This is a genomic window from Candidatus Vicinibacter proximus (assembly GCA_016713905.1).
Classification (GTDB): domain Bacteria; phylum Bacteroidota; class Bacteroidia; order Chitinophagales; family Saprospiraceae; genus Vicinibacter; species Vicinibacter proximus.
Map to the genome: position 1 here is coordinate 866812 of JADJOE010000001.1, position 19274 is coordinate 886085.

The following is a 19274-nucleotide window of genomic DNA, read 5'->3' on the forward strand; positions in this document are numbered from 1 at the left end:
GTAAAATTGAATTATGATCATTTGGGCCTTGTGTTATGATAAAGGACCCAAGAATAAACCATGATTTTAATTCCAAACAGCAGGAAAATCAACTGGATCAAAGAGTGATATCCCACCATCCAAATCTGCACCACCATCCAGATAAATAAAATCAGGCCTTGTGCAGCTACCAGAATGGGTGAGATGTTAGAAGTTAAAATGATGGTTATAAAAATACAGGATGAAAAAAGCCCGATGCATACAAACAGGATCAATCCCGGATAAAAAAAATCAACAAACGGGGCGTCTTTCAAAAGACTGATGGGCATTTCCAAAATGGATCCATCGGGGGCTATCATCAAAGACAATCCACCGGCAATGGCTCCCAAAGCAAGGACCAGTGCGCTGAGCATAATTAACCGCAATAATAATTTTGTTTCCAACATTTTTCATTTGATTGATTGTAAAATTAATAAATTAAATATTGCAAAGTTGTGAGCATGATCATTGAATGACCTGATTTTGGTCTAAAATACGCTCAGTATATGGCAATTTTATAAATAAAAGTAGATTGCCATATTTGTGGTTAAAAATCAATCTTTTACGATTAATCCACCAGATATGGCGACTGAATAGAAAGGTGGTGCCATCCTGGAAATTTTAAAAGGTGAACTCGAATATTTGAATTTTAGCAGACTTAAAATCATGGCCCTGATGATAGAGACCATTATTAAAAGACAAACGATATGTTTAGGACGATTATGTGAAGTTATTCAGATTGAAGCCCATGTTCTGAACGATAATAGGAGATTGCAACGGTTTATCTCAGTGGTAGTTTTTGATATTTCAGTACTGTATATTTCTATCACTTAGATGTCTACTATTTTTTCCTGGGATACTTAAATTGTTAACTACCCTGCCTTATCTGATTATTACAATCTTCTCTGTTTTCACCGCTACTCCTCTCTCATAAAGTACCACCGAGTAAAGTCCTGCCGGTAACTGCTCCGTATCGATCACATTACTACCTTGATATACGCGCTCGCTGAGGACGGTCTGTCCTTGTGAATTGATTAGATGTATGTACATACTTTCGGGCAGATAGTCATGAATATTTAGCACAAAGTGATCAGATGCAGGATTAGGAAAAATGTCAGTTTTAATCACAATTTTTCCCTTGTCATTAGTTGCTAAAGTTCCAACATTCAGCGTCCTACATAAAGTATCTGCCCCGTACTTATTCTTAACAATCAGGCAGACTTCATATATGCCATCCTTCTCAAAACAGTGAATTGGAGAAGTATCTCGACTTTGTCTACCATCACCAAAATCCCAATACCACTCAGGTTCAGATTCATCCGGAGTATATGCACTTAAATCCACAAACTCAAAGCATCGGTATCTCGTGGTATCCTGATCATAGCGCCACCAAGCCCATGGGATGTTGTCTATACCGAGCGTATCGCAATCACTACCATCGATGGGGCCGAGACGGTAATTGGGGAAGTTAGGCATGTTATATTTAATAGCTGGAAGACGGATACTATGTTGTGCAAAATCACAATTCTTACCCATTTTGTTTGGATAATTAATTACATGCAGTTCTCTTGTATCAAAATATGAACTATTTCCATAAATTCTACCATCAGGAGCCAATTGTAATTCAGATATAAAAGTTGGTCTTGTGATGTTATTAAATAAATGGGATCTAAAGCCATCGTAAACATCTATGAGCAATTTTTCACTTATAGTGCCAGCTTCAGAGATAGAATATTGCATTATCGAGTCGTTTTCACATACATACAGCACTTTATTATCTGGCGAGAAAGCGCCACTGCTAATAACAATTGGTTCGTTTCCAGAATTTGGAATATATCCTCGATCAGCAAATATTTTACGCTGGTGATTGGATAATAATCCTGTGCAACGATCAAAATGGTAAAAGTCCAAAAAAGAAATAGGATAATCTCCATCTCGATTTGTATAGACATTACAGTAATACTCTCCATTTGGTGAAAAAAAAGCAATTCCTAAACCATAAATTCTATCTAATTGGTTTGTAATTTGTTCACCGTAAGAAATGATTTCATTGGGAGTCAAAAGTAATTTATAATATGAGTTAATAAAGGGCATTGGAATTATTATCCACCAGTCTCTTCCATTGGCATGTTTGCATCCAATTATTTTTTGAGCTTCAAAAGTATCTTTTTTAATTACTTGAGCAAATCTGTCCACGATAATATGATCGGTATTTTGAACCAATATTTTTGAGTAGCTGATATTTCCACCAACCAATTCAGGAATGGAATTGTAGACTATGTCGTAATCGTGTATATTAATGATATAAAATTCATTGAGACTACCCGGTGCTGGTATTATCAAACTTTGCTGCAGAAAAGCATAACAATCACCAAGCCAATAGCATATACTGTCTGAAATAGGTACTTTTTTTCCTTTTGTGTCTTGTAGTTCAAAACCATTAAATGAAAAAAGATAATTGCCTTGAAAGTCTGAGATGCAAGGAGTGTTTCCAGTCAGCAGATCAATATTCTTTGATTTATCAAATCTAATTTCCGGATTTCCAGATTGAGTATTAAAAGTCATCATAGAATGTCCAAAAACAGAATCCCTTTTTGGTCCATCAAGATATCCAAATAACCAATTAAAATCATGTTTTTGAGCAGATATTGATGTAATTATTGAGATATAGATTATAGATATTTTATAAAATGAATTCATAAAAATTATTTACAATATTATTCAAAGCAGCAGGGCTATGCCCTGCTGCGAGGATTAAAGTTTAACGATTAATTAAAATTCTTGATGTAAATAAATTCTTTCCCGATGTTGAGTTTTCGACAGATAATATAAAAACACCTGACATAAAATTACGAGTTGAAATTTCTTTTACACAAGTTGAAGACCATCGTTCTGCTAAAATATTTTTTCCATTCAGATCACGGATGTGTATTAATTTATCCATTCTTTGATTACACATTCTATCGGTAATGATCAAATTCTCACTAACTGGATTAGGAGTAATTTGATAGGAATATCCAATATTTTCATCACCGGTTGAATTTATGATTGGACTTGGGGGAAGGCATAATAATGAATCATTATATCCATTTAATCCAGATAAGTCTTTTAGAATTCTTGCTAAGTAGACTGCATTTCCGTATTCAAGTGGACAAAGCTCCGCAATTGCGGATAGATCTGATGACTGAGTAGAATTCAATTCAAATATACCAGCCGCCACAGATTCCATATAGATATGGTTAACTTCTTGTAGGAAGGTTTGAATATCGTCTTCTGCCTCTATTAAATCATTGGCTGTAAGAACACCCTCAAGAAAAGTATCTCTTTGCTCAATCCAGCTATCCCATAAAGTATTTAAATCTGAAGTAGCTTCATTAGCGTCACTAAATAGATCTACCAAGAATTCATGGTAATAGCTACTGTCGGTAGAGTTGGCCGCATTGTACAAAGAATCTGCATACAATTTAATTGCTGTCATCTTAGCGTTAATGAGGATGAGTTCATCTTCCATATTTTCCAGTTCGCCTTCAGAAAATGATAATGCATCGTTTAGTAAACTATCCACGTTATAGTATTCATGAAGTACTCCAGAAGTATTGGAGTTGTAAAATGAATCAACCTCTGCATCTACTCCAAGTAAATCATTATCTTGTCGTAGATCGCGGTATAAAATTCTAGATCCTTCCCAGTTGTGCATGTCTCCAAATTCTTCCGAGATAAAATTTCCAGTTGCGACATCTATAGACCAATCATCAATCTCAGGTACTACAGCAAAAAATTGGGCACATGGGCCATCGTAAATACAAGTTGAACTGGCAGTTTCAGTGGTTCTAAACCAATTGGTTGCATTGTCATCACAACTTTGCGCTGGACTAATATACGTAGGCCATTCAGGCAGGCTACACTCATATGCACGAATTTGAGATTTAAGTTTAAAAAATGTCCCATTTCTATTAATTGCATTAACTCCGTTAATATTACCCTGCTGAAAAGTAATCCATTCATTCCCCGAAGGGACTGATTGCATTTGTTGTCCAAAGTAAGCACCATTGTTCAAAAGTAATCCTCGAAAACATCTGTTGATGTAGTTATTCCGCCAGATAGAGTTAGGACTGGCATTATCAAATAGAAAACCTGTATAAACATCGGAGATTTCATTACAACAATACCTTGTTCGTTCAGATGTCCTAACAAGTATTCCAATTTGCGGTAATGCACCTGAAGAACCGATGTTATTATTGAAAACATGACTAAAACGAGTTAGTGTTAGTTGCATCCCAGCTCCATATCCTTCACCGGTGATTTCATTGCTAATAATTCCAGTTTGTTCAACGTAATTTGTTCTAATTCCTACTGCTTTGATACCCTCAATATATATTTCATTCACATTTATTTCTGGATGGAATGTGAAGGTGCCAAATGCACCAGACAAATCTATCGCAACAGAAGAATCAGTAGTTTGAGTATTATTGAGTATATTGTAATAAATAGAAGGAAAGGTACTACGTGTGGGGAAACTCACTTTTATTCCAAATCGCCTATATGAAATAGTATTGGTATGAACTCTTGTGAGATTTCGGCCGTAGGTATCTTCTATCCCTAGCTCAACTGCATCCATGTTATTATCTTCTACTTTTAATAAAGCAGAAGCATGAGATCTGATACCGATGCGACAATCGTAAAATGTATTGTCTGACACATTGACAAGGTTAGAGCCCACAGAATTTATTCCAATTCCATCTATGTATTGCAATGTAAATATACTTTGAACCCATGGTATTATGGAAGTAAATGAGTTGTTTACAGCAGTGAAAGATGCATTAGACGTTACAATTCCATTTCTTAATTTAGTGAATGTATTGGGAGCAATAATTCCAGCTGTAAATGTAGTTCCGATTGCCTCAATACCAGCATATGGAAGATAATCTGGCTCAGGGTCTTGTCCAGTAAATCCAGTGATTAAGCCAGTTTGACCATCAAAAGTATTATCATAAATATCGTTTGAAACTCTAGCCCCTGATTGTAAACCTACGCCAATATTGTTCCTTAGAAAGGAATTACCAGAGACATTATAAGCATGTCCACCCGACTCAACTAGAAGACCATAATTGGCATCTTCAATCGTGTTGCCATAAAGCAACACTGTACCACCATTTTCCACTACAATGCCTTGATACATTTGATCTCCGCATGCATACATATCACATTCAGAAGCGATTAGACCGTATCCATTTTTAACATGAATTGATGAGCCTTCAGCAATCCAAAAATCGCAATCAAAAAAATAATTAAATCTATTGATGTTTAAAATACCAAATATGCAAATAGTAATCCCGTTTGCAAATTGTGGTATGGTAGTTGAGGTAATATTTGTACTGCTATTGAGATCATTACCTACCACAATCGAACCACCAGGACATCCGCAGGTTGATGTTGTAGTTATAGGGTATTTTTGAATAAATTCATCAGGCAAGAAAAACTTAGTTGATTTTCGAACCTGATCAGCTTGTTTTGAAATAGAAAGCTGGGAATATTTTAAAAGGGTAGGAGAACTAGTCCCTGTAAGCACCCCGCTGGCCATGACAAGGGCTAGGATGAGTAAGAATCTGACCGCTTTACAGGTGCTGTAACCGGTTACAGATTTGAAATTTGAAATTTGAAGTAGCGAATTGTTCATCGGGACAGTAATTTTACTGTTTACCCGGAAGATTTCAACTCGTTTCATTATTAAGTATTTATTTGAAACACCATTGTTCCCATCCTTTTTTTTGCCAACCTCATTTTACGAATAAAATGAAATCAACTCTTTGACTCACTGAAATTGACAGCTATTTTGATATGTTCGAATGGAATTTCCAAGATTCAAATTAATCCGATCAGCTAAATCGAGTTAATTATGTTCCTGTGTCAAATATACATTCTTTAGTTTAAAGAAGTTCCAACTATTTTGAAAAAATTAAAAATTCAGGGAAAAGCCTTAGGAAATAATTTATTAAAATTCAGGGAAAACCCTGATAAATTATCTATTTATCTTAATATTTTAATAAACATATCACAGTATATGGCAATTTTCTTTTATTTATAAAATTGTCATTTACTGAGAGCCACAATAATAATTTTATTTCCAACATTTACCAAGGATTCGTTAACAAAAGTAGGAAATGGGATACTATTCATTGGTGAGAAAAATCAATTGTTTAATTGATCTTAAACCAAACAGGTAACAAAAGCTGAATTCAATTCATTAATGCAACGGTTTATCTCAGTGGTAGTTTTTGATATTTCAGTACTGTATATTTCTATCGCTTAGATGTCTACTATTTTTTCATGGGATACTTAAATTGTTAACTAAACTGCCTTATCTGATTATTACAATCTTCTCCGTTTTCATTACCACTCCTCTTTCATAAAGTACCACCGAGTAAAGTCCTGCCGGTAACTGCTCCGTATCGATCACATTACTACCTTGATATACGCGCTCGCTGAGGACGGTCTGTCCTTGTGAATTGATTAGATGTATGTACATACTTTCGGGCAGATAGTCATGAATATTTAGCACAAAGTGATCAGATGCAGGATTAGGAAAAATGTCAGTTTTAATCACAATTTTTCCCTTGTCATTAGTCGCTAAAGTTCCAACATTCAGCGTCCTACATAAAGTATCTGCCCCATACTTATTCTTAATAATTAAACAGACCTCATAGATTCCATCTTTCTCAAAACAGTGAATCGGAGAAGTATCTCGACTTTGTGTACCATCACCAAGATCCCAATACCACTCAGGTTCAGATTCATCCGGAATATATGCACTTAAATCCACAAACTCAAAACATCTGTATCTCGTGGTATCCTGATCATAGCGCCACCAGGCCCATGGGATGTTGTCTATACCGAGCGTGTCACAATCGCTACCATCGATAGGGCCGAGACGGTAATTAGGGAAATTGGGTATTTGAAATTTTCTTGAAGGGAGTTTTATGTGGTGTTGTTTAAAATTACAATCTTTTCCTGATCTGTTGGGAGAGTTTATTACATGAAGCTCTCTTGTAGGTAAGTAGTTAGTTGTACCATAAATCCTTCCATCTGGCGCAAGTTGTAATTGATTGAAATAAGTAGGATATGAACTAGTTGTTGATATCCTTGACCTATAATTATCATATACATCAATAAGTATTTTTTCACCTAAAATCCCATTTTTAGAAACAGAATATTGCATGATGGAATCGTTTTCACAAACATACAGGACTTTATTATCAGGTGAAAAAGCACCACTACTATAAACAAAAGGTTCGTTTTCCGAATTTGGAATGTAACCTCGGTCTGAAAAAATCTTTCGTTGGTGATTGGATAATATTCCTGTGCAACGGTTAAAAAGGTAAAAGTCTAAAAATGAAATAGGATAATCTCCATCTCTGTTTGTATATACATTGCAATAATATTCTCCATTTGGTGAAAAAAAGGCAATTCCTAAACCATAAATTCTATCTAATTGGTTTGTTATTTGTTCACCGTAAGAAATGATTCCATTGGGAGTCAAAAGTAATTTATAATATGAGTTAATAAAGGGCATTGGAATTAATATCCACCAATCTCTTCCATTGGCATGTTTGCATCCAATTATTTTTTGAGCTTCAAAAGTATCTTTTTTAATTACTTGAGCAAATCTGTCCACGATAATATGATCGGGATTTTGAATCAATATTTTTGAGTAGCTGATATTTCCTCCAACCAATTCAGGAATGGAATTGTAGACTATGTCGTAATCGTGTATATTAATAATATAAAATTCATTGTGTCTGCCCGGTGTTGGTAATATCAAACTTTGCTGCAGAAAAGCATAACAATCACCGAGCAAATAACAAATGCTGTCAGATAAGGGTACTTTTTGTCCATTTGCATCCTCTATTTCAAAACCATTGAATGAAAATTGAAATACACCATTTTGGCTAGAAATACAAACTGAGTTTCCACTTACTAAATTAATATTTTTTAATTTATCAAATCTAAATTCTGGATTTCCAGAGGCAGAATTAAATTGGGTGATACTATGTCCTATCACAGAATCTCTTTTAGGTAATATTAAGTACCCGGATATCCAATTAAAATCATATTGCTGGCAGATACTTGAAAATGTAAATGAGAAGTAAGTTACTATTATTAAAATAATTTTGTTATTAGACATTGCTTTTACTAAATTTAAGATTATTCAGCAGGGCCATGCCCTGCTGAATAAGATAAAAATTAACGATTAATTAAAATTCTTGACGAAAACAATTTATTACCCGATTTAGAATTATCAACAGACAAAATATATAATCCCGTAATTATATTATGAGTTGAAATTAGTTTAATACAAGAAGCATCTGTAGACCATCGTTCTGCCAAAATAATTTTTCCATTCAAATCCCGAATATGTATTAATTTATCTATTTTTTGATTACACATTCTATCGGTAATGATCAAATTCTCACTAACTGGATTAGGAGTAATTTGATAGGAATATCCAATATTTTCATCACCGGTTGAATTTATGATTGGACTTGGGGGAAGGCAAAATAATGAATCATTATATCCATTTAAACCAGATAAGTCTTTTAGAATTCTTGCTAAGTAGACTGCATTTCCGTATTCAAGTGGACAAAGCTCCGCAATTGCGGATAGATCTGATGACTGAGTAGAATTCAATTCAAATGTACCAGCCGCCACAGATTCCATATAAACATGGTTAACTTCTTGTAGGAATGTTTGAATATCATCTTCTGGATCTATTAAATCATTGGCAGCAAGAACATCCTCAAGAAAAGTATCTCTCTGCTCAAGCCAGTTATCCCATAAAGTATTTAAATCCGAAGTAGCTTCATTAGCGTCAATAAATAGATCTACCAAGAATTCATGGTAATAGCTGCTGTCGGTAGAGTTGGCCGCATTGTACAAAGAATCTGCATACAATTTAATTGCTGTCATCTTAGCGTTAATGAGGATGAGTTCATCTTCCATATCTTCAAGTTCAGCTTCAGTAAATGATTGTCCATTATTTAAAAGACTATCTACAATATAGAATTCATGGAGCACACCAGTAATATTTGAGTTGTAAAATGAGTCTACCTGTGAATCAATTCCCAATAAATCACTATCACGTCGTAGATCGCGGTATAAAATTCGAGTACCTTCCCAGTGGTGCATGTCTCCAAATTCTTCAGGGATAAAATTTCCAGTTGCGACATCTATAGACCAATCATTAATCTCAGGTACTACAGCAAAAAATTGGGCACAAGGCCCATCATAAAGACAAGATGAACTTACTTCTTCTGGTTCTGAAATAAACCAGTTTGCTGCATTGTCATCACAACTTTGAGCTGGACTAATATACGTAGGCCATTCTGGTAGGCTACACTCATATGCACGAATTTGAGATTTAAGTTTAAAAAATGTCCCATTTCTATTAATTGCATTAACTCCGTTAATATTACCCTGCTGAAAAGTAATCCATTCATTCCCCGAAGGGACTGATTGCATTTGTTGTCCAAAGTAAGCACCATTGTTCAAAAGTATTCCTCGAAAACATCTGTTGATGTAGTTATTCCGCCAGATAGAGTTAGGACTGGCATTATCAAATAGAAAACCTGTATAGACATCGGAGATTTCATTACAACAATACCTTGTCCGTTCAGAAGTCCTAACGAGTATTCCAATTTGCGGTAATGCACCTGAAGAACTGATGTTATTGTTGAACACATGACTGAAACGAGTTAGTGTTAGTTGTATCCCAGCTCCATATCCTTCACCGGTGATTTCATTGCTAATAATACCAGTTTGTTCAACGTAATTTGTTCTAATTCCTAATGCTTTAATACCCTCAATATATATTTCATTCACATTTATTTCTGGATGGAATGTGAAGGTGCCAAATGCACCAGACAAATCTATCGCAACTGAAGAATCGGTAGTTTGAGTATTATTGAGTATATTGTAATAAATAGAAGGAAAGGTACTACGTGTGGGGAAACTCACTTTTATTCCAAATCGCCTGTATGAAATAGTATTGCTATGAACTCTTGTGAGATTTCGGCCGTAGGTATCTTCTATCCCTAGCTCAACTGCATCCATGTTATTATCTTCTACTTTTAATAGAGCTGAAGCATGAGATCTTATACCTATACGACAATCGTAAAATGTATTGTCTGACACATTGACAAGGTTAGAGCCCACAGAATTTATTCCAATTCCATCTATGTATTGCAATGTAAATATACTTTGAACCCATGGTATTATGGAAGTAAATGAGTTGTTTACAGCAGTGAAAGATGTATTAGACGTTACAATTCCATTTCTTAATTTAGTGAATGTATTGGGAGCAATAATTCCAGCTGTAAATGTAGTTCCGATTGCCTCAATGCCTGCATATGGAAGATAATCTGGCTCAGGGTTTTGTCCAGTAAATCCAGTGATTAAGCCAGTTTGACCATCAAATGTATTATCATAAAGATCGTTTGAAACACTAGCCCCTGATTGTAAACCTACGCCAATATTGTTCCTTAGAAAGGAATTACCAGAGACATTATAAGCATGTCCACCTGACTCAACTAGAAGACCATAATTGGCATCTTCAATCGTGTTGCCATAAAGCAACACTGTACCACCATTTTCCACTACAATGCCTTGATACATTTGATCTGTACATGGCATCAAATCACATTCAGAAATAATTAGGCCATATCCGTTTTTGACATGAATAGATGATCCTTCTGCAATGTAAAAATCACAATCAAAAAAATAATTAAATCTATTGATGTTTAAAATACCAAATATGCAAATAGTAATCCCGTTTGCAAATTGTGGTATGGTAGTTGAGGTAATATTTGTACTGCTATTGAGATCATTACCTACCACAACCGAACCACCAGGACATCCGCAGGTTGATGTCGTAGCTACAGGGTATGTTTGAATAAATTCATCAGGCAAGAAAAACTTAGTTGATTTTCGAACCTGATCAGCTTGTTTTAAAATAGAAAGCTGGGAATATTTTAAAAGGGCAGGAGAACCAGTCCCTGTAAGCACCCCGCTGGCCATGACAAGGGCTAGGATGAGTAAGAATCTGACCGCTTTACAGGTGCTGTAACCGGTTACAGATTTGAAATTTGAAGTTTGAAGTAGCGAATTGTTCATCGGGACAGTAATTTTACTGTTTACCCGGAAGATTTCAACTCGTTTCATTATTAAGTATTTATTTGAAACACCATTGTTTCCATCCTTTTTTTGCCAACCTCATTTTACGAATAAAATGAAATCAACTCTTTGACTCACTGAAATTGACAGCTATTTTGATATGTTCGAATGGAATTTCCGAGATTCAAATTAATCCGATCAGCTAAATCGAGTTAATTATGTTCCTGTGTCAAATATACATTCTTTAGTTTAAAGAAGTTCCAACTATTTTGAAAAAAATTAAAAATTCAGGGAAAAGCCTTAGGAAATAATTTATTAAAATTCAGGGAAAACCCTGATAAATTATCTATTTATCTTAATATTTTAATAAATATATCACAGTATATGGCAATTTTCTTTTATTTATAAAATTGTCATTTACTGAGAGCCACAATAATAATTTTGTTTCCAACATTTACCAAGGATTCAATAACAAAAGTAGGAGATGGGATACTATTCATTGGTGAGAAAAATCAATTGTTTAATTGATCTTATCCAAACAGGTAACAAAAGCTGGATTCAATTCATTAATGCAACGGTTTATCTCAGTGGTAGTTTTTGATATTTCAGTACTGTATATTTCTATCACTTAGATGTCTACTATTTTTTCCTGGGATACTTAAATTGTTAACTACCCTGCCTTATCTGATTATTACAATCTTCTCCGTTTTCATTACCACTCCTCTTTCATAAAGTACCACCGAGTAAAGTCCTGCCGGCAACTGCTCCGTATCGATCACATTACTACCTTGATATACGCGCTCGCTGAGGACGGTCTGTCCTTGTGAATTGATTAGATGTATGTACATACTTTCTGGCAGATAGTCATGAATATTTAGCACAAAGTGATCAGATGCAGGATTAGGAAAAATGTCAGTTTTAATCACAATTTTTCCCTTGTCATTAGTCGCTAAAGTTCCAACATTCAGCGTCCTACATAAAGTATCTGCCCCGTACTTATTCTTAACAATCAGGCAGACTTCATATATGCCATCCTTCTCAAAACAGTGAATTGGAGAAGTATCTCTACTTTGTGTACCATCACCAAAATCCCAATACCACTCAGGTTCAGATTCATCCGGAGTATATGCACTTAAATCCACAAACTCAAAGCATCGGTATCTTGCAGTATCCTGGTCATATCGCCACCAGGCCCAGGGGACGTTGTCGATGCCGAGCGTATCGCAATCACTACCATCGATGGAACCCAAGCGGTAGTTTGGGAACACCGGCATGGCAGCTTTTATTGCTGGAAGCCGCAAACTGTGTTGTCTGAAATCACAATTTTTTGAATATTGATTTGGCCTGTGCATTATGTGCAGTTCTCTTGTCTGTGTATAATAAGGGTCACCATAAATTCTACCATCAGGACCAAGTTGGAGCAATGATATATAAGTAGGACGTGTTATATTACCAAATAGATGAGATTTAAATCCATCATAAATATCAATCAATAATTTTTCACCAATTGTACCATCCAAGAAAATGGGAAACTGAAAGATAGAATCGTTTTCACAGGTATACAAGTACCGGCTATTGTGTGAAAAAGCGCCACTACTTAAAACGAAAGGTTTGTTCTCAGGATCAGGTTCATATCCACGATTTGCGAATAATATTTGTTTATGATTAGAAAATTTTCCATTGCATCGATCAAATTCCAGATAATCTAAAAATGATTTTGGATAGTATCCATTTCTATAACTATAAACTGATAAATAGTACTTACCATTAGGGGAAAACTGACTAATTCCAGGACCATAGTGTTTATAAGTAGACTCAAAAGTCTGTTCTCCATAATCAAATATATTGGATGGTGTTAATAGAAAAATGCGAAAGGAAATTTCAAATGGTTTTGGAATAATTACCCACCAATCTCTTCCATTGGCATGTTTGCAAGCTGTTAATTTTTCAATTTCAAAGGTATCTTGTGCTATTATTTTTGAAAAATTAATTAGAGCTGGAGTGTTATTTTGGTTCACAGTAATTATGGAAATGCTAATTATGCCTCCAACTAATTCGGGCATAGAATTATAAATTATATTTTTGTCATGGACTGAAATTAAATAGAATTGATTTTTAAAAGATGTTGATGGAAGAATTAATGTCTGTTGGAGATTTGCCCAACAATCGCCTAGATTGTAACAAATACTGTCTGAGTTTTTGACTTTGTTTCCTTTAGAATCTTCAATATAGAAACCATTGAAAGAAAACAAAAAATTACCTTCTTCGTCTGAAATGCAAGGTGTATTTCCAACTAAGAGATTAATGTTTTTAGTTTTATCAAAATAGACTTCTGGATTTCCAGATTGAGTATTAAAAGTCATCATAGAGTGTCCAAAAACAGAATCTCTTTTTGGTCCATCAAGATATCCAAATAACCAATTAAAATCATACTTTTGCGCAGATATTGATGTTATTATTGAGAAAAATATGAAAGAAAATTTAAAAAGTGAATTCATAAAAAATATTTGCAATTATATTAAAAAGCAGCAGGGATATGCCCTGCTGCGCAGATAAAATTTAACGATTGATTAGAATTCTGGAAGAAAATAGATTCTTACCTGATTTCTGACTGTCGATAGATATAATATATATACCCTGCACTATATTATGAGTTGAAATTACTTTCAAGCAAGAAGATGCAGAAGGCCATTGTTCTCTTAAAAGTGTTTTGCCATTTAAATCCCGAATGTGTATTAATTTATCCATTCTTTGATTACACATTCTATCGGTAATGATCAAATTCTCACTAACTGGATTAGGAGTAATTTGATAGGAATATCCAATATTTTCATCACCGGTTGAATTTATGATTGGACTTGGTGGAAGGCACAATAATGAATCATTATATCCATTTAAAACAGACATGTCTTTTAGAATTCTAGCTAGGTTGACTGCATTTCCGTATTCAAGTGGACAAAGCTCCGCAATTGCGGATAGATCTGATGACTGAGTAGAATTCAATTCAAATATACCAGCCGCCACAGATTCCATATAAATATGGTTAACTTCTTGTAGGAAGGTTTGAATATCGTCTTCTGCCTCTATTAAATCATTGGCAGCAAGAACATCCTCAAGAAAAGTATCTCTCTGCTCAAGCCAACTATCCCATAAAGTATTTAAATCTGAAGTAGCTTCATTAGCGTCACTAAATAGATCTACCAAGAATTCATGGTAATAGCTACTGTCGGTAGAGTTGGCCGCATTGTACAAAGAATCTGCATACAATTTAATTGCTGTCATCTTAGCGTTAATGAGGATGAGTTCATCTTCCATATCTTCAAGTTCTGATAAATTATCTATTTATCTTAATATTTTAATAAATATATCTCAGTAAATGGTAATATACTTAGAACTGTATTAATAATTTTGTTTCCAACATTTTTGTGATGACTGATAATGAAATTAAATATTTAAGTACTGTAGGATTGTGAGTATGATCATGGGCGGCTTTGATTTTGATACAATATACTAACAAAAGTTATATTCTTGATATTTTTTAATGAATCAAATTTGCTTTATATTATCTTTTTAAAAAAAAACTTAGGAAAAAATTAGTGAGTGTTAGCTCGAATAGTTATTTTCACAAGGCTTTAAGCCCAGGGTATTTCGAAGCACCAGGGCTATCAAAAAGTATTTGACCCGGCGCTCGGTCACAAGACGATTGCATTTTCATTTATTTGCGTGGTGGTAGACTCAATGCATGGTTGTTGAGTGGTCATTTGTTTGTTAAAAAATTAGTTATGACAGATCCAGAGAATCCAAAATCGTTATTTAGAATAATTATAGAAAAATGCAATAAAGTTTATTACTCTATTACAGAGAACTTTATTTATCTCATCATGGCCTTTGCGGCTCCTTTGTTTCTGTATTATATAAGTCAGGGCAAGGAAGTGGTGTTGTACTTGTTGGATCCGCATGAATGGATGAATATTGCCATGATACTGGTCAGCTTTATTGTATTGTTTTATGTTATTTGGGTAATTCCTGTGTGGAGCATTGAGCTCTTAAAAATATTATCCGACAGAAATATGATGACCCGGAAAATGGAAGATAAGGAGGGAGGAGTTTCGCCACCACAATTGTTTTGCATTTTGGCGAACCGGTATAACAGTGAATTCAATCACAAAAGGGTTTATCCAATTCGAATTTTTGCTAATATTCCTATCTTGGTTTTTGTATTCACCATTGCTGGAACACAGTGGGATGAATTATTTAGTCCGTTTATTTTTTTAACATTCCTTTTGATTTCATTGGTCATCAAGGATATGGTAAAAGAGTTTGTGGTAGAGAAAATTATGAAGAATAATTTTTTTTTAACGCGACCTTTTCTGGGTTATTTTGGCCATACAGCAATCATTATAATGGCTTCGCTTTTATGGGCTTGTGGATGTTATCTCTGCGGTGCGTTTGTGATTTGGCTATTGTATTTTTATAATGACTGGTTCCATTATTTTATAGAAAAGATTTCCGAATATTGGAAGCAAGATCCAACAGGCAAGCCATGTCCACCCGGTGATCTGCAGGAGTGTCTTTACAAAAAATCAAAAAAAGTCTTTTCTGTTTATGTGATAATCATTCTGCTTTTTATAATCATGTTTTGGGTTGGGGAAAGATATGAGTTCATGCATAAAATATCGCCTGTGCTGATCATGAACATTTGTTTTTCATTTATTATTTGTTTGATAGATACCGCCTTTAAGACACCTAAGGATGCGCTTGAAGTTTTGGTCGTCATGGATCAAGTCCCTGATGATCACAGTAATTGTTTAAAAGAAATTCCGAAATCGGACTGTTTGCTTGAAAAATCAACTGATAGGGAAGTGAAGGAAGATCCGTCGCCTCAGGGTAATATTGAGAAGGGACTTTACCTGTTTTTTAGTTTTGCGAATATTGTATTCCTGCTGGTTAGTTTGAATTTAATTTTTATCAAATCAATCAATGGTCACAGAATCCGAAAAGAGAGGATTGGCAAAGAGTTGTACGATCAATTGGGTAACAGGCATAGCCTATTAAATTATTATAAAGTCTGGAGAGAAAAGAATGATAATCCAAAGACAGTCGTTCTTATTGCCGGCTCAGGAGGAGGTTCCCGCGCAGGATACTGGACAGGAATAAACCTTGATCACATTTATGCTACTCTTGGAGACACTGCCAAAATATTTGCTATTTCTACTATTTCGGGCAGTACTTCCGGAGCGAATATGTTTTTAACCCGACTGGCAGCTGATCCGAAAAGTTTATCGGTGCAAGAGAGAAAATCATTTTGGGATACCATTTATTCACGCAACTATTTAAGTGGTGGAATCTGGGGCGTATTGCTTGGAGATGGAATAGGAGGCTTTTCCAAGGGCAAGACAGATTATGACAAGGACAGAAATTATTATCACGAGCAGGGGGAGCTCAGCGCAATACAGTCTTACTTTCCACTCAATGATCGGGATCAGATAAGAAATCTGATGTTGGGCGATTATATGTCCAAATGGACTGATACCACCATGAAATTTAGAATTCCTTTGCATTTTGTCAACTCTGCAACTACCCAGGCAGGCAAGAGAGTGCTTGTTTCTCCTGTGGTAGTGGACAGCACCCTGCATCCGGATGTAGTAGATCTGTACAAGGAATTCAGGATGAACACCCAGAATAGTTGCAATCAATTTTCTTTACCTATGTCCACTGCTGTTAAGATCAGTCAGTCCTTTCCGGTGGTGAGTTCTTACTATTATTTGAAGGGAGTTGGAAATCTTATAGATGGTGGATTGTATGAGAGTTCGGGATGCAATACGCTATACGAAGTATATACAAAATTGCGAGAGACTGAGGAAGACACCAGTGTGCATTTTAAGATCATAGTTATTTTAAACGGGGATAGTGATAATTGCAACACAGAACCAGTCAACAGTTTGTTTTTAAATACACTTGGATCTGCAAGCGCTACTCCTTTTTCAGGTCATGCGGTCTACTGGCAGGAAAGAATAAGATGCTTGAGAAGCGACAGTACCAGGACAGCTGTAGAGTTTGTAGAGTTGAAGGACAGTTTGGGTAATTGGAAGGAATTTCCGTTGGGTGTAATGTACAGTCAACAATCCTTGAACCAAATATGGGAACATTATAAAGGTAAATGATATGAAAAAGAAATTATTTGTGATTGCACTCTTATTATTTCTTGGATCGAAGAATTACATGGATCGTAATTTTGCTCTGGAGAATCTTGGATTTTCAGAAGAAAATTTCAGTAAAATAAGAAAGGATTCTTCCGGTCTGGCTGCGTTTTACTCAGATACCCTGCGATATAAATGTGAAGTATTGAATTGCACAACCTCGCGAACCTATACTATTCAAAAATTTAAGGAAAGCATGCTTCGATACTACAGGGCGGATTACGTATTTGCATTTTCTTACACGGCCATGTTTATCCTTATTTCACTTAGTTTGTCTTATCACAGGAGATGGAACAAGAGCACATTATATTTTTTTGTTGGGAGTGCCATTTTATTGTTTATCGCGGATGTATCGGAGAATATGATGATGATTGAATTCATTAATTCTAACTATGCAACATACCATCATCTTATTCCATGGGTTAATGGATTGAAGACTGTTCTTTTTGTTGTTTTGTGCTTGTGCCTGTTCTTCTTAAGGATACCTTTTTTAGTAGGCAGGTTAAGATCCTGGATGCAGGAAGATAAATAATTGATTTAAAATGTACACATGAAAAAGATCTTTATTTTATTATCACTTTGGTTTTTAAGTATTGTCTTACACGCACAGGGATTTAGTTTTGATTTTTTAAATCCGGTGGAATTTAGGTCTCAGGAAAGTATTATTTTTAAATTAACTGGATGGTTTTGATATCATTTGAATTGTAAGTAATAAAGGATGCAAATAATATCTGTGCTGATAACCCTAAGTAGGTAAAAATATAAAAGAATTTTAGGGAAATTTATTGACGATGAAAAATTGAAAGAAGTATGTTAGAAGATTTGAAAAAATTTACGGAGATATTCTCGTGGGAAGTTGTGGTGCTAATTCTTGCAGTAAGCTTTAGGAAGCAATTTGCAGGGGTCATTGAAATTTTAAAGACCAGGATGAGCACAGCAGATAACATTGAAATCACAAAAGATGGAATCAAGATCAAGCAAAAATTGCAACAACTGGAAGATGCGGTGGCAGGGGCCATCAATTCAGGGCAATTGGGTTTGCCTTCCAGGGAGACTCGTCAAAGCCTTGTGGAGCAAATTCACTCAGATGCAGATTTGGATCCTTTGAAGAGCAGTTGGCAAGGAAGTTTAAAAGATAGAAACAGGAGTATTTTTGCACAGGTTCATCCGCTGGAAGGAACCAACTATTACCAATTGAGAATAGTAGTCCATAGTACGGATCCGATCAGAGAACCACTAAAAGGTAGCGTGCAGTTTCATCTTCATCCCAGCTTTCCGAATCCAAATCCCATCATTGAAGTTAAGAATGGTGAAGCAATTTTAAACCTGTTGTCTTATGGATCATTTACGCTGGGCGCGGAAACCGAAGATGGGGCTAAATTAAAAATTGACCTGGCACAAGATGTGCCCGGTGTTTCAGAACAATTTAAAAACTCATAGTTATGGATTTGAATATGGTCATTTGTCCGACGACACTTTTTTGGTATGTATTTTTTTCAATTTTGTCTACCTTGATTGGAGCCTGGGGAGCACTCTATATAAAAATTTCAACTGAAACTAATGAAGTAGCATGTCAAAAACTCAATGATCATTTAATGAGTGAATGGCGCAAAAGATTTGTTTTAGCATTAATAGCATCTCTGGCAACCCCTTTGTTTTTGTTTATATCTGAAGAGAAGGATGTTCTGGATAGTTTATCCACATTGAAGATTGGGATGTTGGTTTATTTTGGTTATTCTTTATTGCTGGCCACCTTTGCGGAGCAGATACTTCAGCTGCTTTTTGAGATAATTAAGAAGACGGGTACTGCGGTCGAGAGTCTGATGGGAAAACCTAACTAAAGTTATAAGGTGGGTTTGGAAAAGATGAATGAATTTTGTTAAAAAAATA

At 35.1% G+C, this 19274-nt stretch carries 11 protein-coding genes; 4 read left to right on the forward strand and 7 right to left on the reverse strand.

All coding sequences use genetic code 11. The features are described 5' to 3' along the window. Positions 1-17 precede the first annotated feature (17 nt). The 7 genes from IPJ83_03460 to IPJ83_03490 form a co-directional block, all read right to left on the reverse strand. Complete coding sequence (locus tag IPJ83_03460) at positions 18-425, reverse strand: hypothetical protein (GenBank protein ID MBK7879606.1); 408 nt, start codon at positions 423-425, stop codon at positions 18-20. A 475-nt stretch (positions 426-900) separates the two neighbouring features. Then, entirely contained in the window at positions 901-2718 is a 1818-nt protein-coding gene (locus IPJ83_03465) for a T9SS type A sorting domain-containing protein (protein ID MBK7879607.1), read from the reverse strand. 61 nt (positions 2719-2779) lie between these two features. After that, the gene (locus IPJ83_03470; protein ID MBK7879608.1) at positions 2780-5743 is read right to left on the reverse strand and encodes a hypothetical protein; all 2964 of its coding nucleotides are present in this window, start codon (positions 5741-5743) and stop codon (positions 2780-2782) included. A 633-nt stretch (positions 5744-6376) separates the two neighbouring features. Next, positions 6377-8200: a T9SS type A sorting domain-containing protein gene (locus tag IPJ83_03475; GenBank protein MBK7879609.1), complete on the reverse strand. Its 1824-nt coding sequence runs from the start codon at positions 8198-8200 to the stop codon at positions 6377-6379. Between the two features lie 59 nt (positions 8201-8259). Then, positions 8260-11232 (reverse strand): T9SS type A sorting domain-containing protein, encoded by a 2973-nt coding sequence (locus IPJ83_03480; protein MBK7879610.1) that lies wholly within the window; start codon positions 11230-11232, stop codon positions 8260-8262. A 632-nt stretch (positions 11233-11864) separates the two neighbouring features. Then, positions 11865-13682, reverse strand: coding sequence for a T9SS type A sorting domain-containing protein (locus IPJ83_03485; protein MBK7879611.1), 1818 nt, complete (start codon positions 13680-13682; stop codon positions 11865-11867). A gap of 61 nt (positions 13683-13743) precedes the next feature. After that, positions 13744-14499, reverse strand: coding sequence for a T9SS type A sorting domain-containing protein (locus tag IPJ83_03490; protein ID MBK7879612.1), 756 nt, complete (start codon positions 14497-14499; stop codon positions 13744-13746). Positions 14500-14966: 467 nt separating this feature from the next. On the opposite strand from IPJ83_03490, the gene IPJ83_03495 reads away from it, so the two are divergent. From IPJ83_03495 to IPJ83_03510, 4 genes are all read left to right on the forward strand, one after another. Continuing rightward, the gene (locus IPJ83_03495; protein ID MBK7879613.1) at positions 14967-17348 is read left to right on the forward strand and encodes a hypothetical protein; all 2382 of its coding nucleotides are present in this window, start codon (positions 14967-14969) and stop codon (positions 17346-17348) included. A 1-nt stretch (position 17349) separates the two neighbouring features. Continuing rightward, positions 17350-17916 (forward strand): hypothetical protein, encoded by a 567-nt coding sequence (locus IPJ83_03500; protein ID MBK7879614.1) that lies wholly within the window; start codon positions 17350-17352, stop codon positions 17914-17916. Positions 17917-18194: 278 nt separating this feature from the next. Beyond that, the gene (locus IPJ83_03505; protein ID MBK7879615.1) at positions 18195-18824 is read left to right on the forward strand and encodes a hypothetical protein; all 630 of its coding nucleotides are present in this window, start codon (positions 18195-18197) and stop codon (positions 18822-18824) included. Positions 18825-18826: 2 nt separating this feature from the next. Beyond that, a complete protein-coding gene (locus tag IPJ83_03510; GenBank protein MBK7879616.1) occupies positions 18827-19225 on the forward strand; it encodes a hypothetical protein in 399 nt (132 codons plus the stop codon). Positions 19226-19274: the final 49 nt, after the last annotated feature.